18 protein-coding genes are annotated in these 20,978 nt (G+C 67.5%); 11 read left to right on the top strand and 7 right to left on the bottom strand.

The window, feature by feature from the left end; genetic code table 11:
- Positions 1 to 14 precede the first annotated feature (14 nt).
- The 4 genes from ILT43_RS04035 to ILT43_RS04020 are packed head-to-tail and all read right to left on the bottom strand — an operon-like array spanning position 15 to position 2,279.
- A complete protein-coding gene (locus ILT43_RS04035; protein WP_204195059.1) occupies positions 15 to 482 on the bottom strand; it encodes a GNAT family N-acetyltransferase in 468 nt (155 codons plus the stop codon).
- The gene (tsaB, locus tag ILT43_RS04030) at positions 482 to 1,120 is read right to left on the bottom strand and encodes a tRNA (adenosine(37)-N6)-threonylcarbamoyltransferase complex dimerization subunit type 1 TsaB (protein ID WP_204195058.1); all 639 of its coding nucleotides are present in this window, start codon (positions 1,118 to 1,120) and stop codon (positions 482 to 484) included. The genes ILT43_RS04035 and tsaB overlap by 1 nt, the downstream gene beginning before the upstream one ends.
- The gene (locus ILT43_RS04025) at positions 1,117 to 1,707 is read right to left on the bottom strand and encodes a malonic semialdehyde reductase (RefSeq protein WP_204195057.1); all 591 of its coding nucleotides are present in this window, start codon (positions 1,705 to 1,707) and stop codon (positions 1,117 to 1,119) included. The genes tsaB and ILT43_RS04025 overlap by 4 nt, the downstream gene beginning before the upstream one ends.
- Complete coding sequence (locus tag ILT43_RS04020) at positions 1,707 to 2,279, bottom strand: NifU family protein (RefSeq protein WP_204195056.1); 573 nt, start codon at positions 2,277 to 2,279, stop codon at positions 1,707 to 1,709. The genes ILT43_RS04025 and ILT43_RS04020 overlap by 1 nt, the downstream gene beginning before the upstream one ends.
- 126 nt (positions 2,280 to 2,405) lie before the next feature.
- Here ILT43_RS04020 and ILT43_RS04015 point away from each other — a divergent pair, with 126 nt between their 5' ends.
- Positions 2,406 to 5,348, top strand: a complete 2,943-nt coding sequence (locus ILT43_RS04015; RefSeq protein WP_204195055.1) for a M16 family metallopeptidase — start codon at positions 2,406 to 2,408, stop codon at positions 5,346 to 5,348.
- Positions 5,349 to 5,574: 226 nt separating this feature from the next.
- On the opposite strand, the gene ILT43_RS04010 is transcribed toward ILT43_RS04015, so the two are convergent.
- The gene (locus tag ILT43_RS04010; protein WP_204195054.1) at positions 5,575 to 7,365 is read right to left on the bottom strand and encodes an AMP-dependent synthetase/ligase; all 1,791 of its coding nucleotides are present in this window, start codon (positions 7,363 to 7,365) and stop codon (positions 5,575 to 5,577) included.
- A gap of 127 nt (positions 7,366 to 7,492) precedes the next feature.
- On the opposite strand from ILT43_RS04010, the gene ILT43_RS04005 reads away from it, so the two are divergent.
- Positions 7,493 to 9,232 carry a gamma-glutamyltransferase family protein gene (locus ILT43_RS04005; RefSeq protein WP_204195053.1) on the top strand — a complete coding sequence of 580 codons (1,740 nt, stop codon included), beginning with the start codon at positions 7,493 to 7,495 and terminating at the stop codon, positions 9,230 to 9,232.
- A 204-nt stretch (positions 9,233 to 9,436) separates the two neighbouring features.
- On the opposite strand, the gene ILT43_RS04000 is transcribed toward ILT43_RS04005, so the two are convergent.
- Positions 9,437 to 10,465: a quinone-dependent dihydroorotate dehydrogenase gene (locus ILT43_RS04000; protein WP_204195052.1), complete on the bottom strand. Its 1,029-nt coding sequence runs from the start codon at positions 10,463 to 10,465 to the stop codon at positions 9,437 to 9,439.
- 104 nt (positions 10,466 to 10,569) lie between these two features.
- Between ILT43_RS04000 and ILT43_RS03995 the strand changes: the two genes are divergently transcribed.
- From ILT43_RS03995 to mtnP, 9 genes are all read left to right on the top strand, one after another.
- Positions 10,570 to 10,986, top strand: a complete 417-nt coding sequence (locus ILT43_RS03995) for an SUF system Fe-S cluster assembly regulator (RefSeq protein WP_204195051.1) — start codon at positions 10,570 to 10,572, stop codon at positions 10,984 to 10,986.
- Positions 10,986 to 12,452 (top strand): Fe-S cluster assembly protein SufB, encoded by a 1,467-nt coding sequence (gene sufB, locus ILT43_RS03990; RefSeq protein ID WP_204195050.1) that lies wholly within the window; start codon positions 10,986 to 10,988, stop codon positions 12,450 to 12,452. The genes ILT43_RS03995 and sufB overlap by 1 nt, the downstream gene beginning before the upstream one ends.
- Before the next feature lie 89 nt (positions 12,453 to 12,541).
- Positions 12,542 to 12,925, top strand: coding sequence for an endonuclease domain-containing protein (locus tag ILT43_RS03985; RefSeq protein WP_275431425.1), 384 nt, complete (start codon positions 12,542 to 12,544; stop codon positions 12,923 to 12,925).
- 2 nt (positions 12,926 to 12,927) lie between these two features.
- Positions 12,928 to 13,767 carry a Fe-S cluster assembly ATPase SufC gene (sufC, locus tag ILT43_RS03980; RefSeq protein WP_211534352.1) on the top strand — a complete coding sequence of 280 codons (840 nt, stop codon included), beginning with the start codon at positions 12,928 to 12,930 and terminating at the stop codon, positions 13,765 to 13,767.
- 31 nt (positions 13,768 to 13,798) lie between these two features.
- On the top strand, positions 13,799 to 14,872 hold the full coding sequence (locus ILT43_RS03975; protein ID WP_204195047.1) for a SufD family Fe-S cluster assembly protein: 1,074 nt from the start codon (positions 13,799 to 13,801) through the stop codon (positions 14,870 to 14,872).
- A gap of 226 nt (positions 14,873 to 15,098) precedes the next feature.
- Positions 15,099 to 16,304, top strand: a complete 1,206-nt coding sequence (locus tag ILT43_RS03970) for an aminotransferase class V-fold PLP-dependent enzyme (protein WP_204195046.1) — start codon at positions 15,099 to 15,101, stop codon at positions 16,302 to 16,304.
- Entirely contained in the window at positions 16,301 to 16,768 is a 468-nt protein-coding gene (locus ILT43_RS03965; protein ID WP_204195045.1) for an SUF system Fe-S cluster assembly protein, read from the top strand. Before ILT43_RS03970 ends, ILT43_RS03965 begins: the two co-directional genes overlap by 4 nt.
- Positions 16,768 to 17,121, top strand: coding sequence for a HesB/IscA family protein (locus ILT43_RS03960; protein WP_204195044.1), 354 nt, complete (start codon positions 16,768 to 16,770; stop codon positions 17,119 to 17,121). The genes ILT43_RS03965 and ILT43_RS03960 overlap by 1 nt, the downstream gene beginning before the upstream one ends.
- Positions 17,121 to 18,005 (top strand): S-methyl-5'-thioadenosine phosphorylase, encoded by an 885-nt coding sequence (mtnP, locus tag ILT43_RS03955; protein WP_204195043.1) that lies wholly within the window; start codon positions 17,121 to 17,123, stop codon positions 18,003 to 18,005. The genes ILT43_RS03960 and mtnP overlap by 1 nt, the downstream gene beginning before the upstream one ends.
- A 214-nt stretch (positions 18,006 to 18,219) precedes the next feature.
- On the opposite strand, the gene acnA is transcribed toward mtnP, so the two are convergent.
- On the bottom strand, positions 18,220 to 20,907 hold the full coding sequence (acnA, locus tag ILT43_RS03950; RefSeq protein ID WP_204195042.1) for an aconitate hydratase AcnA: 2,688 nt from the start codon (positions 20,905 to 20,907) through the stop codon (positions 18,220 to 18,222).
- Between the last annotated feature and the right edge of the window lie 71 nt (positions 20,908 to 20,978).

Below are 20,978 nucleotides of genomic sequence, written 5' to 3'. Positions count from 1 at the left end.
CGACTCGCAATAAGCTAAAGCGGGCGCGAATAGGTATGGGCGTCGTGGTGTCGCCCGTCCGCGCCCCGATAATAGCCGCGCCGCTCGCCCACTTTCGCGAAGCCGTTCGCGGTGTAGAGGCGGACGGCGTCGTTGTTTGCGCGCACCTCCAGATGCATCGTCACGACGCCGCGGCCCTGCGCTTCCGCGACGACCGACCGCAGCAATGTGCCGCCGACGCCGCGGTGCCGGTGGTTCGGCGCGACCGCGAGCAGCAGCAATTCGGCCTCGTCGGCGACCGCACGCACCATCGCGAAGCCCGCGGGTTCGTCGTCATAGCTGGCGAGCGTCAGCACAACGCCGGGCATCGCCAGCACGCCGAGGCACTGGCTGCGCGTCCATGCCTCGCCATAGCGGGGGTCGAAGGCGGCGGTCATCAGCGCATCGACGGTCGCGACATCGCGCGCGTCTCCGTGGCGAAGCGAGAGGATGCGCGTCGCCATTACCCGACGACCTTCTTCGTCGGCAGCTTGGCGTCGGGGGCGCGGCCGTAGAGCGGGCGGGGGTCAAGGTCGGCCAGCGCGGGCGGCAGCAGGAGCAGGTCCGACGCATCGGGCAGCGCATCGGCACGGGCGGTGACGTGATCGGGCAGGCGATACGTGCCGCTGCCGATCGCGAACGTTTCGCCGAGCACCGCCGCCGCATCCAGCGGGGGCAGCGACACGGGCGCGTCGAGCGGGGTCAAGTCGGCGGCGAAGCTCTGCATGAAGACCTCACCATGCCCCGCCTCCAGCACCGCCGCAATCCGTTGACGCGGCTGGGCTTTCAATGCGGCGGCAGCGACGATCGCGAGCGAGGAGAAGCCGCGCACCGTCGCATCCCAGCCAAGTCCAAGGCCACGCGCCGCGGCGATGCCGACGCGGACGCCGGTAAAACTGCCGGGGCCGACATCGACGAGGATGCGCGCCGCGCGGCCACCGTCCGGCAGTTCGGCGATCATCGGCACCAGCCGTTCGGCATGGCCACGTCCGACCACTTCATGGCGCGCGGCGACGACGCGGCCATCCTCAATCAGCGCGACGGAGCAGGCGGCGGTGGCGGTCTCGATGACGAGCGTACGCGCCGCGGATTCGCCGCTCACGCGATCCGGTTGAAGCGCTCGAACACCGGGCGTGGCGAGCGGTCGTGCAGCGTGGAACGGTCGCCGTGGCCGAGCGTGGCGATGAAGTTGGTCTTCACCGCCGGCGTATCGTGGAAGAACGCCTTGTCGACGGCACCGCCGTCGAAGCCCGACATCGGCCCGACATCGAGCCCGAGCGCGCGGGCCGCGAGGATCAGATAGCCGCCCTGCAGCGACGAGTTGCGGAACGCCGAGGCCTGACGCAGTTCGGCATTGCCATCGAACCAGCTTTTCGCATCGGCGTGCGGGAACAGCTCGGGCAGATGCTCGTGGAATTCGCTGTCCATGCCGACGATGACGCTGACCGGTGCCTTGCGGATCTTGTCGGCGTTGGTGTCGCTGGCGGCGGCGGCGAGCTTCTCCTTCGCCTCCGCGCTGACGCACCAGACGAGGCGCGCGGGAAGCTGATTCGCCGAGGTCGGCCCCATCTTCATCAGGTCCCAGATCGCGTGAAGATCGGACTCGGGCACGGGTTCGTCGGTGTAGTGATTGAACGTCCGCGCCTCGCGGAAGAGCTGGTCGAGCGCCGTGTCGTCGATCGCCGGCATCAGATCGCCCTCACTTCGGTGACTTCGGGGACATAATGGCGCAGCAGCTGCTCGATGCCCTGCTTCAGCGTGGCGCTGGACGAGGGGCAGCCGGAACAGGCACCCTGCAATTGCAGGAAGACCTTGCCCTTGTCGAAGCCGCGATAGACGATGTCGCCGCCGTCGTTCGCCACCGCCGGGCGCACGCGCGTTTCGATTAGTTCGCGGATCTGTGCGACGATCTCCGCATCGGCGGGGTCTTCGGCGAAGTCGGTGTCGGCGGGGGGCACGGAGAAGCCGGCACTGCCCTGACGGAACAGCGGCATCGCGGCCGAGAAATGATCGAGCAGCAGGCCGAGTACGTCGGGCTTCGCGTCGCGCCAGTCGGCGCCGGGCGCAAGCGTCACCGACACGAAGTCACGGCCGAAGAACACGCCGGACACGTCGCCGAGGCCGAACAGGGCGTCAGCCAGCGGGCTCACCTCCGCTTCTTCGGGGGTGGCGAAATCGCGCGTGCCAGCATCCATGACGATGCGGCCGGGCAGGAACTTGAGCGTCGCCGGGTTGGGCGTGGCTTCGGTCTCGATCAACATGCGCGGCATGTGGCGCGCGCGGGGCGGGGGATCAAGCGGCGCGCGTCTTAAATCCTCCCCGCTCGTGGGGAGCAATGAAGGATTAGTTGTTTGGCGGGCGGACCGTCGATCGCTAAAGGACCCGGCATGGCGTTCCCCACGCGCGTGTTCCGCGTCTCCGCTCTGGCCGTCGCATTCCTGACGGCTCCCCTTTCGGCTCAGCAGAAGGCACCCACCGCGGCGCCCGCAGCGGTCAACCCTTCGACCCCCGCGGTGCCTGTCGATACTGCGGCGTGGCTCTACAAGGGCAGCGACATCGCGCCGGACCCGGCCTGGTCGTTCGGCACCTTGCCCAACGGCTTGCGCTACGCAGTTCGGAAGAACGGGGTGCCGCCGGGGCAGGTCGCGGTGCGCGTGGCGATGGATGTCGGCTCGCTCTACGAAACCGACAGCGAGCGCGGCTTCGCGCATTTCATCGAGCATCTATCGTTCCGCAGTTCGGCCTATGTGCCGGACGGCGAAGCGAAGCGGGTGTGGCAGCGGCTGGGCGCGACGTTCGGATCGGATTCGAACGCGACGACGACGCCGACGCAGACGCTGTACAAGCTCGATCTGCCCGCCGCGACCGAGCAGGGGCTGGACGAGTCGCTTCACATTCTGTCGGGCATGATGGCCGCGCCGGTGCTGAGCGACGCCTCCGTCGCCGCCGAGCGGCCGGTGGTGCTGGCGGAGCGGCGCGAGCAGCCGGGGCCGCAGGTGAAGTTCGCCGACGCGCTGCGCGAAACCTTCTATGCGGGCCAACCGCTGGCGGAACGCTCCCCGATCGGCACCGAGAAGACGCTGGGCGCGGCGACCGGCGCGACGGTGAAGGCGTTCCACGACCGCTGGTACCGGCCGAGCCGCGCCGTCGTCATCGTCTCGGGCGACATGGACCCGGCGCTGTTCGCGCGCCTGATCGTCAAGAACTTCGCGGGCTGGCAGCCGATCGGCCCGGATGTGCCGGCGCCCGATTTCGGCAAGCCCGATCCGACGAAGCCGGCGACCTCGTCGCTGGTCGAGCCGGGGATGCCCGCGATCGTCGCGACGGCAGTGCTGCGGCCGTGGAAATATCAGGACGACACGATTCTGTTCAACCAGAAGCGGATGGTCGACACCGTTGCCGCGCGGCTCGTCAGCCGGCGGCTGGAGCAGCGCGCGCGCTTCGGCGGCAGCTTTCTTCAGGCGCAGGTGTCGGTCGACGACGAGTCACGCTCCGCCAACGTCACCTCGACCCAGATCGTACCCGTCACCGGACAATGGGAAGCGGCGCTGAAGGACGTGCGCGCGGTGATCGCCGACGCGATGGCGACCGCGCCGACGCAGGTCGAGATCGACCGCGAACTCGCCGACTACGATACCGTCATGCGGACGATCGTCGAGACGTCGCGGGTCGAGGCGGGGGCGAAGCAGGCGGACGACATGGCGTCCGCGCTCGACATCCGCGAGACGACGACGTCGCCGGAGACGAGCTACGCGATCTTCAAGGATGCGCGTGCCAAGACGATGTTCACGCCCGAAACCGTGCTGGCGTCGACCCGCCGCATCTTTCAGGGCGACGCCACGCGTGCGATCGTGACGACGCCGACCGCCGATGGCGGATCGACCGCGCGGCTGGACGCGGCGTTGAAGGCGGACGTGTCGGGCCTGATCGGCAAGCGGCGCGTGCAGGCGGCGGTGACCTTCGACGATCTGCCCAAGCTGGGTGCGCCGTCCGCGATCGTGTCGCGCCGGACGATCGAGAAGCTGGGGCTGGAGCAGGTCGATTTCGCCAACGGCGTGCGGCTGCTGATCTTCGCCAACACTGGTGAGACGGGCCGCGTCTATGTCCGCACGCGGTTCGGCAGCGGCTATGCCGCGCTGCCGACCGACCGGCCGAGCAACGCCTGGGCGGCCGACCTCGCGCTGGTTGCGATGGGCGTCGGCAAGCTGGATCAGGGCGATCTGGAGCAATTGTCGGCGGGCCGGCGGATCGGCCTCGACTTCGGGATCGATGAGGATGCATTCCTGCTGGCGGCGATGACCTCGCCCGCCGACTACAAGGACGAATTGCGGCTGATGGCGGCGAAGCTGGAATATCCGCGGTGGGACCGCGCGCCGATCCTGCGTGCAAAGGCCGGAGCGCTGGCGGCGCAGGCGACCGCGAGTTCGTCGCCCACGGGGGTGCTCCAGCGCGATCTGGAGGGGTTGTTGCGCGACGGCGACCCGCGCTGGGCGACGCCGACGCCGGAGCAGATCGATGCCCTGACGCGGCGCAAGTTCCGCAAGCTGTGGAAGCCGTTGATGAAGTCGGGGGCGATCGAGCTGTCGGTGTTCGGCGACGTGAAGGTCGACGAGGTGATCGCCGCGGCGCAGGCGAGTTTCGGCGCGATGAAGCCGCGCCAGCCGGTGCCGCTGGAGAAACCGCCGGTACGCTTCCCCGCGCATGTCGCGACGCCCGTGACGCTGACGCATGACGGCCCGGCGACGCAGGCGGCGGCGGTGATCGCGTGGCCGACGGGGGGCGGAATCGCGGAGGTCCGCACCAGCCGGCAACTCGACATTCTGGCGCAGGTGTTCGGCGACCGGTTGTTCGAACGGCTGCGGCAGACGGCGGGCGCGAGCTACAGCCCATCGGTGCAGAGCCAATGGCCGGTCGGCAGGCTGACCGGCGGCCGGATCATGGCGATCGGGCAGGTGGAGCCGGACAAGGTCGACCTGTTCTTCCGCCTGTCGCGCGAGATCGCGGCCGATCTGGTGAAAACGCCGATCGCCGCGGACGAGCTAGAACGGATCGTCGGTCCGATGAAGCAGCAATTGATGCGGGCGTCCACGTCGAGCCAGTTCTGGCTCTCGCAGATGGGTGGCGGCGCGTATGATCCGCGGCGGATATCGGCGGTGCGGACGGTGTTGGCCGATCTGGTGCAGGCGACGCCGGCCGACCTGCAATCGGTCGCGGCGCGGTACCTGAGGCCGGACCGGGATTGGACGCTGGCGGTGGTGCCGAAGGGGGGCGGGGTGGTTGCTGCTCCAACGCCTCCGGTGTCTGTTGCACCCAGCCGCACGGCGGATTGATGTTTCCCCGCGAAGGGGGTGACCCAGTGACTGGGCTCCCGCCTTCGCGGGAGCACCTATCATTGTCGCCCGGTGCGTCCCACAGCTACCTCCCCCTGGGGGGAGGCCTATCTGCCGCTCACGTGGTGGCACTCATTGGCCTCACCGAAACCGAGCCCCGGCCTTCGCCGCGGCAGGCCGAAGTGGGATGGTTTTTGAGTAAGCCAGCACTGCACGACGCGCCAGCCTACCCCTTGTACAACGCGTCCAGCCGTTCCCCGTATACCTGCTTCAGTACATGTCGCCGCGTCTTCATGCTGGGCGTCAGTTGTTCGTTCTCGATGGTGAAGGGACCGTCCGCCAGGATGAAGCGGCGGACGCGTTCGGTGACCGACAGGTCCTTGTTCACCCGCTCTACCGCCGCCATCAGCGCGGCGCGGTATTCCGGGTTTTCCGCCAAGCGCTGGAAGTCGCAGGTGCCGCCGCCCTTGGCGCACCATTCCTGCGTCCAGTCGGGGTCTGGCACGATCAGCGCGACCATGTAGGGCCGCCGGTCGCCGGCGATCATCGCCTGACCGATCTCGGGCTGGAGAGTCAGCATGCCCTCGACCTTCTGGGGGGCGATATTGTCGCCCTTGTCGTTGATGATGAGGTCCTTCTTGCGATCGGTGATCCTGATCCGGCCGCGATCGTCGATCTCGCCGATATCGCCGGTGTGGAGCCACCCGTCCTTCAGGACGCGGGCCGTTTCCGCCTCGTTTCGCCAGTAACCGTGCATCACCAGTTCGCCGCGCACCAGAATTTCGCCGTCCTCCGCGATCCGCACCTCGGTGTCGATCAACGCGGGGCCGACCGAGTCCATGCGGATGCCGGCCGAGGGGCGGTTGCAGGAGATGACGGGTGCGGCTTCGGTCTGGCCGTATCCTTGTAGAAACGTGACGCCGAGCGACTGGAAGAACAGCCCGACCTCCGGCGTCAAAGGCGCACCGCCGGACACCATCGCCTTCATCCGCCCACCGAACTTCTTCGCAATCTTCGGCTTGAACAAGGTCCGCACCAGCAACTGCGCGGGCCGATCGAGCAGCCGCATGCGCCCCTCGCTCTCCTTCGCACCGATGTCGAGCGCTTTGCTGAGCAGATAGGACGACATGCCGCCCTGTTTCTCGATCGCCTTGCCGATCCGCGTGCGCAGCACCTCGAACAGGCGGGGCACGACGAACATGATCGTCGGGCGCACCTCCTCGATATTGGCGGCGAGCTTGTCGAGGCTTTCGGCGTAATAGATCTGCCCACCGAGGCCGATCGGGAAATGCTGGCCGCCGGTATGCTCATAGGCGTGCGACAGCGGCAGGAAGGACAGGAACACCTCGTCCCCCCAGCCGAAATCCTCCGAGATCACGGTCGCGCAGCCCTTGGCGTTGTGCAGGATGGCGCCGTGATGCTGCATCACCCCGCGCGGCGCGCCGCCGGTGCCGCTGGTGTAGATGATGCAGGCCAGGTCGCCGCGCTGGAAGTCCGCCGCCGCCTCTGCCTTCGCGACATCGGCGGGATGCTTCGCGATCAGGTCGTGCCAGAGGTGGAAGTCGATCGAGCCGGCCGGTGCGCGCATCTCCTCCATCCCGATCACGGTCTGCCCCTGATTGGAGCGGAGCACGGCGGGGAGCAGCACCTTGGCCAGCTTTGCGGTCGACACGATGATGCCGCACGCGCCGCTGTTTTCGAGGATGTGGAGGTGATCGCGTTCGGTGTTGGTGGTGTAGGTCGGCACGGTGATGCAGCCGGCGGCCATGATCGCGAGATCGGCGATGCACCATTCGGGTCGGTTTTCGCTGACCAGCATCACGCGATCGCCGCGGTTCAGCCCGATCGCGTTCAGTCCCGCGGCGAGGCTGGCGACCTGACGCGCCGCTTCCGCCCAGCTGGTCGAGGTCCACTTGCCGCCTTTCTTGGCCCACAGGAACGGCGCATCGCCCTTCTCCCGCGCCCGCGTGAAGAACATCGTCACGAGGTTGGGGAAGTGTTCCAGCGTGCGGCTCATCGCCATCCTTTCCTGCGCGGTATCCGCTCCTCGTCAGGGGAGGGGCTTTGGGACGTCATCTATCCCGGCGCTCGCCGCGCTAACAGGGGCATTCGCATCGGCGATCGGATCACCTAAGGACAGTCCGATGACATCGATATTGCGTTCGATCGCGGTCGCTGCCGCGCTGGTCCTGTCCGGTTGCGCGGCCGACCGTCAAATGGCGGCCACCGCCGCACAGCCTGCCGCTCCGATCGCGAAGGCGAAGATCTTCGTGATCGCCGCCAACCCGCTGGCGACGGAGGCCGGCATGGCTGTCCTGCGGCGCGGTGGCAGCGCGGCGGACGCGTCGGTGGCGGTGCAGGCGATGCTGTCGCTGGTGGAGCCACAAAGCTCCGGCGTCGGCGGCGGCGGCTTCATGAGCTATTACGACGCCGCCTCGCGCAAGGTCGTCGTCTATGACGGGCGCGAGACGGCACCGGCGGGTGCGACGCCGGACATGTTCCTCGATGACAACGGTAAGCCGCTGCCGTTCCGCGATGCGGTGCTGAGCGGGCGTGCGACGGGCGTGCCGGGGGCGGTGAAGATGCTCGCGCTCGTCCAGCAGCGGCATGGCGCGCTGCCGTGGAGGACGCTGTTCACGGATGCGGAGCGGACCGCGCGCGAGGGCTTCGTGGTATCGCCGCGACTGGGCAAGTTCCTGGCGAGCGGCGCGTTTCCGGAGTCGAACGCGCCCGACGTGCTGGCCTATTTCGCCAAGCCCGGCGGAGGGCTGGTCGGACCGGGCGACCGGTTGCGCAACCCCGCCTATGCGACGTTCCTCGGGCGGCTGGCGGCGCAGGGGACCGACGCGCTGTATGCAGGCGAGACGGCGCGACGGATCGTAGCGCGCGTCCAAGCTGGGCCGCTGGCGGGTACGATGACGCTCGCCGACCTCGCCCGGTATACGCCTAGCGAACGCGAGGCGGTGTGCGGGCGGTACCGCGTGTATGCCGTGTGCGTGCCGCCGCCGCCCGCCAGCGGGGTGGGCATGCTGCAATTGCTGATGCTGCTGGAGCGGACCGACATCGCCGAACGCGGTCCCGACGATGCGCAGGCGTGGTACCTGTTCGCCGCCGCTAGCCGGCTGATGTACGCCGATCGCGACCGCTATTTCGGCGATCCTGCTTTCGTGCAGGTGCCCGTCACGGGGCTGATCGATCCCACCTATGTCGCCAGCCGTGCGCGCCTGATCGGCGCGACTGCCGGGCCGCCGCCCGAAGCCGGCACGCCCCCGGGAGCGCCGGTCGCGGCGAACGACCGGCAGGTGGAGCCGGTCGGTACGTCGCACTTCATCGTCGGCGATGCGCAGGGCAATGTCGTGTCGATGACGACGACGGTCGAATCGATCTTCGGGTCGGGGCGGATGGTCGACGGGTTCTTCCTCAACAACCAGATGACCGACTTCGCGTTTTCGCCGCGCGATGCCGCCGGGCGTCCGGCCGCGAATGCCGTCGCGGCGGGGAAGCGACCGCGATCGTCGATGACGCCGCTGATCCTGCTCGACGCCGACCGGCGGTTCGCGGGCGCGATCGGGTCGGCGGGGGGCAATGCCATCCTCGCCTATGTCGGCAAGTCGCTGGTCGCGGCGATCGACTGGAAACTGCCGATGCAGCAGGCGATCGCGCTGCCCAACCTGATCGCGCGCGGCGGGAGTTTTCAGGGGGAGGCGGACCGGTTCTCCTCCGCGGTGCGCGCCGGGTTGCTGGCGCGCGGCGTCGACGTGCGGGCGGGGCAGGGGGAGGATTCTGGCGTGCACGGTGTGATCGTGCGGAATGGGATGCTCGACGGCGGTTACGATCCGCGGCGCGAAGGCAGGGTGATGATCGAGGACGCGCCGGTGCGGTGAGGGGCTGTGTGGTGCCCCCGCGCGGGGGCATCCGCGGGAGCACGGGTCGGAGATGCTGGAACCTGAAGGTTCCAGGTCTATTCTTCGGCTCTCTCCCCTTCAGGGTAGGGCTGGGTGGGGCCTCTCCACCAGCGATTGGTTTGCGGCACCGCCCCATCCGCGACCCCCGAAGGGGAGGGGAGATGCGTGCGCGTTGATCCCGCGCTAGGCCCCCACGGCATCCGCCACGTTCGCAAACCCGTCGCGCGCCAGCAGTGCGTCCAGTCCCGCGAGCATCCGCGCCGCTAACCCCGGCCCCTCATAGACCAGCGCGGTGTAGACTTGCACGAGGCTCGCCCCGGCGCGGATACGGGCATAGGCCTCCTCTGCCGAACCGATGCCGCCGACCGCGACCAGCGGCACCGCGCCGCCTGTCGCCGTGCGGAAATCCGCCAGCCGTGCACGTGCCAGCGGTGCGAGCGGCGCACCCGACAGGCCGCCCGTCTCCGCGCCGTTAGAGGAGCGCAGGCCCGGTCGCGTTATGGTGGTATTGCCGACGATCAGGGCATCGACCTTCGCCTCGATCACCGCGCGGGCGATGTCGTCGACGCCGGCGGGGTCGAGGTCGGGGGCGACCTTCAGGAACAGCGGCGTCGTGCCCTTCGCCGCGACGGATGCCGCCAGCAGGTCGCGCAGCGCCTGTCCGGATTGCAGGTCGCGCAGGCCGGGCGTGTTGGGCGAGCTGATGTTGATCGTCACGTAATCGGCCAGCGGCGCGGCGGCGGCTACGCCTTTAGAATAATCGGCGATCCGGTCCTCCGAATCCTTGTTCGCGCCGACGTTGATGCCGAGCGTACCGCGCCGCTTCGCCGAGCGCGCATTGGCGAGGCCGGCGTTGAAACCGTGGTTGTTGAAGCCGTAGCGGTTCACCACCGCGCGATCCTCCGGCAAGCGGAACAGACGCGGCTTCGCATTTCCCGCCTGCGGGCGCGGCGTCAGCGTACCGATCTCCACCGATCCGAAGCCCAGCCCGAAGAAGCCAGAGATCGCTTCGCCGTTCTTGTCGACGCCCGCGGCCAGCCCGACCGGGTTGGCGAAGGTCACGCCCGCGACGCTCGTCGCCAGCCGCGGATAGCTTGCCCCGTCCCGTGCCAGCGGCGTTCCCGCGCCGCCCCAGAGCGACAGCATCCTGAGCGTCAGGGCGTGGGCGCGCTCCGCATCGAGCGCGAACAGGGCAGGGTGGTACCAGGACATGGCCACGCTCATCGCACCCCTGCGAGTCGTTTGCAAAGATAGCGGTTGATCGCGGCGTTGCACTGCACCATCTGCAATCGGACGGAAACGATCCGATTGGAACGATGCGCCTCTCTTCTCTAGCCGATTATGCGGTCGTCCTGATGGCCGCCGCCGCGCGCCACTGCGGCGGCGTGGGTCGGCTGAACGCGACCCTGCTCGCGGAGGAGACGGGCGTACCGCTGCCGACCGCGCAGAAGCTGGTCAGCCGCCTTGCCGCGGCGGGCCTGCTGGAAAGTGCGCGCGGTACGGGTGGCGGGTTCCGCCTGTCGCGCCCGCCCTCGGCGATCAGCCTGGCGGATGTGATCGAGGCGGTCGAAGGGCCGATCGCGCTGACGTCCTGCGTCTCCGGGACGCGGGACGATTGCGCGATCGACGGAAGTTGTCGGGTCAAGCCGCACTGGAGCGTCGTCAACGGCGCGGTGCGCGGCGCGCTGGCGGGTGTTTCGCTCGCCAGCCTGTCGGTGTTGGAGCAAGCGTGATGAAGAACGCCGAGGCCTATGCGGCCGTATCGAAGAAGTACGAGTGGGGTTTCGCCACCGACATCGAACAGGACTTCGCGCCCAAGGGGCTGTCGGAGGATACGGTTCGCTACATTAGCGCCAAAAAGAACGAGCCCGAATGGATGCTCGATTGGCGGCTGAAAGCGTTCCGCCTGTGGCTGACGATGGAGGCGCCGGACTGGGCGAAGCTCAACGTCCCGCCGATCGATTATCAGGACGCGTTCTACTACGCCGAACCGAAGGCGAAGGCGACGATCGCGTCGCTGGACGAACTCGATCCCGAAATCCGCCGCACCTATGAAAAGCTCGGCATTCCGATCGAGGAGCAGAAGCTGCTCGCGAACGTCGAGGGCGCGGAGCCGCCGCGGCGTGTGGCGGTCGACGCGGTGTTCGACAGCGTGTCGGTGGCGACCACGTTCCGCAAGGAGCTGGAGGCGGCGGGCGTCATCTTCCGCTCGATCAGCGAGGCGATCCGCGAATATCCCGATCTCGTCCGCAAATGGCTGGGCAAGGTCGTGCCGCAGCGCGACAATTTCTTCGCAACGCTCAACAGCGCGGTCTTCAGCGACGGCACGTTCGTCTACATTCCGGAGGGCGTCCGCTGCCCGATGGAGCTGTCCACCTATTTTCGCATCAACGCGGAGAATACCGGCCAGTTCGAACGCACGCTGATCGTCGCCGACAAGGGCAGCTATGTCAGCTACCTGGAGGGCTGCACCGCGCCGATGCGCGACGAGAACCAGTTGCACGCCGCGGTGGTCGAGCTGGTCGCGCTGGACGATGCCGAGATCAAATATTCGACCGTCCAGAACTGGTATCCGGGCGACGAGAACGGCCTTGGCGGCATCTACAATTTCGTCACCAAGCGCGCATTGTGTCAGGGCAAGAACAGCAAGGTGTCGTGGACGCAGGTCGAAACCGGCAGCGCGGTGACGTGGAAATATCCGTCCTGCGTGCTGTCGGGCGACGGATCGGTCGGCGAGTTCTACTCGGTGGCGGTGACCAACAACCGTCAGCAGGCGGATACCGGCACCAAGATGATCCATCTCGGCAAGAATACCCGCTCGACCATCGTGTCGAAGGGGATTTCGGCAGGGCGTTCGGACAACACCTATCGCGGCCTCGTCCGCGTCGGCCCGACGGCGGAGAACGTCCGCAACTTCACCCAGTGCGACAGCCTGTTGCTGGGCGACCAGTGCGGCGCGCACACGATCCCGTATATCGAGGTCCGCAACCCCTCCGCGCAGATCGAGCATGAGGCGACGACGTCGAAGATCAGCGAGGACCAGTTGTTCTACGCCATGTCGCGCGGTCTGGATCAGGAAGCGGCGGTCGCGCTGATCGTCAACGGCTTCGCACGCGAGGTGCTGCAGCAACTGCCGATGGAGTTCGCGGTCGAGGCGCAGAAGTTGCTGGGGATCAGCCTTGAAGGATCTGTGGGATGACACCCCGCGACGACGATCGTCGCCTTGACTCCCCTCCCCTTCAGGGGAGGGGCAGGGGGTGGGGCCTCTCCGCGAGCACGATCGACCGTATGCACGGTCACGCCTCCGCTATGCGCCATAATCCGACGGAGCCGGAGAAGCGGCTATGGTCGCGTCTGTCGCAATCGCAACTCGGCGGTTTCAAGTTTCGGCGGCAGGCGACGATCGGCATGGTCATCGTAGACTTTCTGTGCCCGCAGAAAGGGATGATCGTCGAGGTTGATGGGCATACGCACAGCGATGCCGCCAGTTACGAGCGTCGCGATGCTGCGCTGGCCGTACTCGGCTTCCGAACGGTGCGGTTCACGAACACCGACGTCATGCAGAATATCGAGGGCGTGCTGGCACGGCTTCTGGATGAACTACGAGCGTTGCCCGACCGGCGAACGCCCCACCCCAACCCCTCCCCTGAAGGGGAGGGGCTAGAGAGATGACAATGCTGAACATCGAAAACCTCCACGCCGAGATCGACGGCAAGGAAATCCTCAAGGGTCTTTCGCTGACCGTGAACGCGGGCGAGGTCCATGCGATCATGGGGCCGAACGGCGCGGGCAAGTCGACGCTCGGCTACGTGCTCGGCGGTCGTCCCGGTTACGAGGTGACGGCGGGCAGCGTGCGTTTCCTCTCCTCCGTTCGTGCCGAGCCTGTCGAAGCACACGCCACAGAGGGCGCGCTCGCGTCCGGCCCTTCGACAAGCTCAGGACGAGCGGGGGAGTGCGAATGGATCGACCTGCTCGAACTCGCACCGCATGAGCGCGCCGTTGCCGGCCTGTTCCTCGGCTTCCAGTATCCGGTCGAGATCCCCGGCGTGTCGAACGTGCAGTTCCTGCGCGAGGCGCTGAACGCGCAGCGTGGGCAGCGCGACGAGAAGCCGCTGTCGGGCGCGGAATTCCTGAAGCTGGCGCGCGAGGAAGCGCGCAAGCTCGACATGGATGCGGAGATGCTCAAGCGCCCGGTCAATGTCGGTTTCTCGGGTGGCGAGAAGAAGCGCAACGAGATGGTGCAGATGGGGATCGTCGATCCGAAGTTCGCGATCCTCGACGAGACGGATTCCGGCCTCGACATCGACGCGCTGCGGATCGTCGGCGACGGTATCAACCGCATCATGCGCGCGCCCGACAAGGCGGTGTTGCTGATCACGCACTATCAGCGGCTGCTCGATTACGTGAAGCCTGACTTCGTCCACGTGCTCGATGGCGGCGTGATCACCCGCACGGGTGGGCCGGAACTGGCGCATGAGCTGGAGCGGGCGGGCTATTCGCAGGTGACCGCGTGATCCGGTCGCCACGAGCATCGAGGTTGCCGGCATGAGCGTCATGGAACTCCCCTCCACCCGCGAGGAAGCGTGGCGCTGGGCGGATACGGCCGGAATCGCCGCCGCCGCGGCGCTGCCGCAGATTGCGGGCGTCGAAACGGATGGCTGGTTCCTCGACCTGCCCGGCGCGCGGATCGTCGTGGTCGACGGCGTCGTGGATCAGGCGGTCAGCAATCTCGGCCGCGTCGTGCTTCGGCAGGTCGATGCTGACGACCATGCCCTCGCCGCGCGCACGTCCGGCCCCGGCTGGGCGCTGCATCTGGACGCCGATGCCGCCGCCGATCCGGTGCAGATCGTCCATGTCGCGACCGGCGCGGCCAACCATCTGCCGGCCGAGATCGTGCTGGGCGACAACGCCGTCGCACAGGTCGTCGAAACCTATATCGGCAGCGGCTGGGCCAACCGGTTCACGCGCACGACACTGGGTAGCGCCGCACGGCTGATGCGGTCGGTGCGGCTGGTGCAGGAGGCAGGCTTCACCTCGTTGAGGGAGGAAGCCACGCTCGGGACAGGGGCCAGCCTGATCACGGTATTTCTCGGCGCCGGTGTGGCGGGCACGCGCATCGACGCGCGGATCGTCGCGGGCGAAGGGGCCTATGCCGATTACGGCGGCGCGCTGCTGACCGCTGGCGAGCAGCGGCAGGAATGCTTCGTCCGTATCCATCATGCCGAACCCAACGGGCAGAGCAAGCAGGTCTGGCGTGCGGTTGCGGCCGACCGTTCCGCCGCCAGCCTCGCCGCCGCCGTCGAGGTCGCACGGCATGCGCAGAAGACCGACGGCGAGCAGTCGCTGCGGGGCTTGTTGCTGCAACGCACCGCCACAGTGAATTTGAAGCCAGAGCTGGAGATCTTCGCCGACGACGTGAAGTGCGCGCACGGTGCGACGGTCGGCGAACTGGATGCGCGGGCGCTGTTCTACATGCAGAGCCGCGGCATCTCTCCGGCGCGGGCGCAGGCGTTGCTGACGCATGCGTTCGTAGTCGATGCGTTGGACCGGATCGGCGATGCGGTGGTGCGGGATGCATTCGTGGCGGATGCCGATGCCTGGCTGGAGCGTGCGTTGTGAGCGGGACTGCTGTTACGCTTCTCCCTCCTGGGGAGAGTGCCCCTGCTTCTCCCCTCCCTATAAGGGAGGGGTCGGGGGTGGGTAGCGTGCTGGCGATACGGCTCCGTCAGCGCGCGACCGCCGTATGTCGCCAAGGCTCCACCCACCCCCGCCCCCTCCCTCAAAGGGAGGGGAGAAGAAGCGCCCAGCGCCTCCACTTCCTCCACTTCGCGTTGGAGACTGCGGCATGAGCAGTGCGGCCCCGCTCGACACGCTCGCCGATTTCCCCGCCATCCCGGCAGGTTGGGCCTATCTCGACACCGCGGCCACGGCCCAGAAGCCGCAGGTCGTGGTCGAAGCGATCACGCGTGCCTATGGCGAGACCTACGCGACCGTGCATCGCGGCGTGTACCAGCGGTCGGCAGACATGACCGTTGCGTACGAGGCCGCACGCCGCCGCGTCGCTACGTTCATCGGTGCCGGCTCCCCGGACGAATGTGTGTTCGTCCGCGGCGCGACGGAGGGGATCAACCTTGTCGCGCAATGCTGGGCCGCGCAGCAGCTCAAGGCCGGCGATCGGATCATGCTGTCGATGCTGGAGCATCACAGCAACATCGTGCCGTGGCAGATGGCGGCGGAGCGCGTGGGCGCGGCGATCGACGTCGCGCCGCTGACCAGCGACGGTCGTATCGATCTCGACGCGATGGCGGCGATGCTGACCGAGCGACACAAGCTCGTCGCGCTGGCGCATGTCTCCAACGTCCTCGGCTCCGTGCTGGACGTGGAGCGGGCGGTGTCGCTCGCGCACGGCGTCGGGGCGAAGATCCTGATCGACGGATGCCAGTCGGTGCCGCGGATGCCGGTCGACGTGACCGCGCTCGGCTGCGATTTCTACGTGTTTTCCGCGCACAAGCTTTACGGCCCGACCGGCATCGGCGTGCTGTGGGGGCGGCCGGAACTGCTCGAGGCGATGCCGCCTTGGCAGGGCGGCGGATCGATGATCGACCGCGTGACGTTCGCAAAGACGACCTATGCCGCGCCGCCGGGCCGGTTCGAGGCGGGGACGCCGCACATCGTTGGCGCGCTCGGGCTGCACGCGGCGATCGACTACGTCGACGCGATCGGTCTGCCGGCAATCCACGCTCATGAAACCGCGCTGGTTGCGCAGGCGCGCGATGGGCTGGGCAGCCTCAACAGCGTGCGGCTGCTCGGGCCGGCGGACTCCGCCGGCATCGTCAGTTTCACGGTCGAGGGGGTGCATCCGCACGACATCGGCACCATCTTGGACGAGAGCCGGGTGGCGATCCGCGCCGGTCACCATTGCGCGCAACCGCTGATGGAGGCGCTGGGCGTGGAGGCGACGGCGCGGGCCAGCTTCGGCGTCTATAATGGCCCTGCCGACGTGGATGCGCTGGTGAAGGGCGTCGAGCGAGTGACGAGGATTTTCGGATGAGCGACTATCAGGTCGAACAGGTAGACGGCGTCGCACCGCCGCCCAAGGCGCGGGTCGATGACGCCGCGCTAGGGTCGACAGTGTCAGCGCCGCGCGAGCGCGACTATTTGTCCGGGTTCCTCGCGCAGAAGCCGCAGGGTGATGCGGCTGGCGAGCCGGGCGGTGCGCTGTACGAAGCCGTGATCGACGCGTTGAAGGACATCTTCGACCCCGAAATTCCCGTGAACATCTATGACCTGGGCCTGATCTACGGCGTCGACGTGACCGAGAATGGCGAGGCGACGGTGACGATGACGCTGACGACGCCGCATTGTCCGGTCGCGGAATCGATGCCGGCCGAAGTGGAGATGCGCGTTGCAGCCGTGCCGGGCATCTCGATCGCCGACGTCAACCTCGTCTGGGACCCGCCCTGGGACCCGCAGAAGATGTCCGACGACGCCAAGCTCGAACTGGGGATGCTGTAATGGCCACCACGCTGCGCGCGCGGCCCGCCGCGTTGAACCTGACGCCATCCGCCGAGGCGCGGATCGCCGACCTGATGGGCCGCGCACCGGCGGACGCAATCGGCGTCAAGCTGTCGACGCCCAAGCGCGGCTGCTCCGGCCTCGCCTATTCGGTCGATTACGTGACGGAGGCGAAGCCGTTCGACGAGCGGATCGACACGCCCGGTGGGACGCTGTTCGTCGACGGCGGATCGATCCTGTACCTGATCGGATCGACGATGGACTGGGTGGAAGACGACTTCACCGCCGGCTTCGTGTTCCAGAACCCGAACGCCAAGGGCGCGTGCGGCTGCGGTGAGAGCTTCACCGTCTGATGAGCGGCTGGACGATCGGTATCCTCGGTGGATCGGGGCTCTACGCGATCGACGGCTTGCAGGATGCGCAGTGGCAGCGGGTCGACAGCCCCTGGGGTGAACCGTCCGATGCGATCCTGACGGGGCGGATCGGCCATGCCCGAGTCGCGTTCCTGCCCCGCCACGGTCGCGGCCACCGCATCGCGCCGGGCGAGATCAATGCCCGCGCCAACATTGATGCGTTGAAGCGCTTGGGCGTCACCGACCTGCTCGCGATCTCGTCGGTCGGGTCGCTGCGTGAGGATCGGCCGCCGGGCAGCTTCACGATCGTCGACCAGTTCATCGACCGCACCACGTCGCGCGCGAACAGTTTCTTCGGAACGGGGCTGGTGGCGCACGTGCCGATGGCGGAGCCGGTCTGTCCGCGCCTGTCCACAATAGTGGCGAAGGCCGCACGGGATGTCGGCGCGTGCGTCGACGCGGGCGGCACCTATTTGGCGATGGAAGGCCCCGCATTCTCGACGCGCGTGGAAAGCCGTTTGTACCGAAGCTGGGGCGCGGACGTGATCGGCATGACTGCGATGCCGGAGGCGAAGCTCGCGCGCGAGGCCGAGCTGCCGTACGCGCTGGTTGCGATGGTGACGGATTACGACGCGTGGCGCGAGGGGGAGGCCGCGGTCGATGTCGCTGCCGTACTCTCGCAAGTCGGTGCGAACGGAGTTCTGGCGCGAGAGACGGTGAGTCGCTTGCTGGAGGGGCTGCCGGAGGAGCGGCCCGCGTCCCCGATCGATACAGTGCTGGATGCCGCGATCATCACCGCGCCGGGCGCGCGGGATGCTGGACTTGCGGCCAAGCTGGATGCGGTGGCGGGCCGGGTTTTGGGTGAGGGTGGCGCTCAGGCCTGATCAACTGTGCGTCATCACCCCCGTCCGTCACCTCGCGAAAGCTGGGATCTTGAGTGATGGCGCTGGACCGCTGGCCTGGGAAGGACCCCAGCTTTCGCTAGGGTGACGGATGGGCAGTGGCGGGTGACGACGAGTAGAGGGCAAGGGCGCCAGTCTCCCCGCCCATTCGGCCTGAGCGGGGTCGAAGGCCCGAGTCCTCGACCCCGCCAAATCCTTACGCCGCCAGCTTTCTCAGCACGTACTGCAGGATGCCGCCGTTCAAGAAATACTCCAGCTCGTTGACCGTATCGATCCGGCAGCGGGTCATGAACGTCTCGCTGCTCCCGTCCGCCCGGGTCAGCGTGACCTCCACGTCCTGACGCGGGCGCAGGCCGGCGACGTTGTGGATCGTGAACGTCTCCGTCCCGTCCAGCTTCAGCGTCTGGCGATCCAGTCCCTCGGCGAACTGGAGCGGCAGCACGCCCATGCCGACGAGGTTGGAGCGGTGGATACGCTCGAAGCTTTCCGCGATCACCGCGCGCACGCCGAGCAGGTTGGTGCCCTTTGCCGCCCAGTCGCGCGACGAACCGGTGCCGTATTCCTTGCCCGCAATGACGACGAGCGGCGTGCCGTCCGCCTTGTAGCGCATGGCCGCGTCGTAGATCGGCATGATCTCGCCGTTATACTTCGACATGCCGCCCTCGACGCCCGGCACCATTTCGTTGCGGATGCGGATGTTGGCGAAGGTGCCGCGCATCATGACTTCGTGGTTGCCGCGGCGCGCGCCGTAGCTGTTGAAGTCGGCGCGGCTGACCTGATGCTCCTGAAGGTACTTGCCCGCCGGGCTGTCCGCCTTGATGCTGCCGGCCGGGCTGATGTGGTCGGTGGTGATCGAGTCGCCCAGGATCGCCAGCGGCTTCGCCTCGATGATGTCCGCCGTGGGAGCGGGCGTCATCGACATGCCCTCGAAATAGGGCGGGTTGGCGACATAGGTGGAGCCGGCGCGCCACTGATAGGTGTCCGACCCGGTGACGTCGATCGACGACCATTTCTCGTCGCCGGCATAGACGTTGCCGTAGCGGGAGCGGAACATCTCGTCGTCGATATTGGCGGTCATCAGCGACGAGACTTCGGCGTTCGTCGGCCAGATATCCTTCAGATACACGTCATTGCCGTCCGTGCCCTGACCGATCGGCGTCTCGCGCATATCCTGCGTGACGGTGCCCTTCAGGGCATAGGCGACGACCAGCGGCGGCGAGGCGAGGAAGTTCGCGCGGACGTCCGGCGATACGCGGCCCTCAAAGTTGCGGTTGCCCGACAAAACCGAGGCGGCGACCAGATCATTCTCGTTGATGGCGGCGGAGATCGGTGCGGCGAGCGGGCCGGAATTGCCGATGCAGGTCGTGCAGCCATAGCCGACGAGGTTGAACCCCATCGCGTCGAGGTCCTCGGTAAGGCCCGCCTTGTTCAGGTAATCGGTGACGACCTGCGATCCGGGGGCGAGCGAGGTCTTGACCCACGGCTTCGGCTTCAGCCCCAGCGCGCGCGCCTTGCGCGCGACGAGGCCGGCGGCGACGAGGACGGAGGGGTTGGAGGTGTTGGTGCAGCTGGTGATCGCGGCGATCACGACGTCGCCGTCGCCGATGTCGTGGTCGCGATCCGCCACCGCCACGCGCTGCGGCTGTTCCTTGTGGTAGATCTTGAACAGGTCACCGTTGAACACTTCGTCGACCTTGGTCAGCGCGACCTTGTCCTGCGGGCGCTTGGGGCCGGCGAGCGACGGCACGACAGTGCCCATGTCCAACTCCAGCGTGTCGGTGAAGACGGGGTCCGGCGCATCCGCGTCGCGCCAGAAGCCGTTCGCCTTCGCATAGGCCTCCACCAGCGCGATGTTGTCCTCGGAGCGTGCGGTCAGGCGCATATACTCCATGGTCTTCTCGTCGATCGGGAAGAAGCCGCAGGTCGCGCCGTACTCGGGGGCCATGTTGGCGATCGTTGCACGGTCCGCCAGCGTCATCGTCGACAGTCCGGGGCCGTAGAACTCCACGAAGCGCCCGACCACACCCTTGGCGCGGAGCAACTGCGTGACGGTCAGGACGAGGTCGGTGGCGGTGATGCCTTCGCCGAGTTCGCCGGTCAGCTTGAAACCGACGACTTCGGGGATCAGCATCGACACGGGCTGGCCGAGCATCGCCGCCTCCGCTTCGATCCCGCCGACGCCCCAGCCGAGGACGCCCAGACCGTTGATCATCGTGGTGTGGCTGTCGGTGCCGACCAGCGTATCGGGATAGGCGATCATCGCGCTGTCTTTCGCGTGGTCGCCGACCTCCTGCGAGGACCAGATCGCCTGGCCGATGTATTCCAGGTTCACCTGATGGCAGATGCCGGTGCCCGGGGGGACGACCTTAAAATTGTCGAGCGCCTTCGATCCCCACTTCAGGAACTCGTAGCGCTCGCCGTTGCGCTGATATTCGAGATCGACGTTCTCGCCGAACGCCTGCGGTGTGCCGAACTCGTCGACCATCACCGAGTGGTCGATGACGAGGTGGACGGGGACCAGCGGATTGATCTTTTCCGGATTGCCGCCAAGCGCGGTCATCGCGTCGCGCATGGCGGCGAGATCAACGACGCAGGGCACGCCCGTGAAATCCTGCATCAGCACGCGCGCCGGGCGATACTGGATCTCGCGATCGCTGCGACGCTCCTGCTGCCAGTCCACGATCGCCTGGATGTCGTCGCGGGTGACGGTCACGCCGTCTTCGAAACGCAGCAGGTTCTCCAGCAGCACGCGCATCGAGAAGGGCAGGCGGCTGATGTCGCCGAGCTGCTCCGCGGCCTTGGACAGGCTGTAATAATCATAGGACTTGCCGCCGGCGGTGAGCGTGGAGCGGGTGTTCAGCGTGTCCTGGCCGATGGCGGTCATAAGCGTCCTTTGCCTGTCGTCCCGGCGCGGAGCGAAGGCGGCGAAGCCGCGGGCGCGGGGACTGTACGATG

Origin of the sequence: Sphingomonas longa, from assembly GCF_016892685.1 — a bacterium.
GTDB lineage: Bacteria > Pseudomonadota > Alphaproteobacteria > Sphingomonadales > Sphingomonadaceae > Sphingomonas > Sphingomonas longa.
Note: the sequence above shows the minus strand (reverse complement) of the source record. Positions and strands in the feature narration are given on the sequence as shown.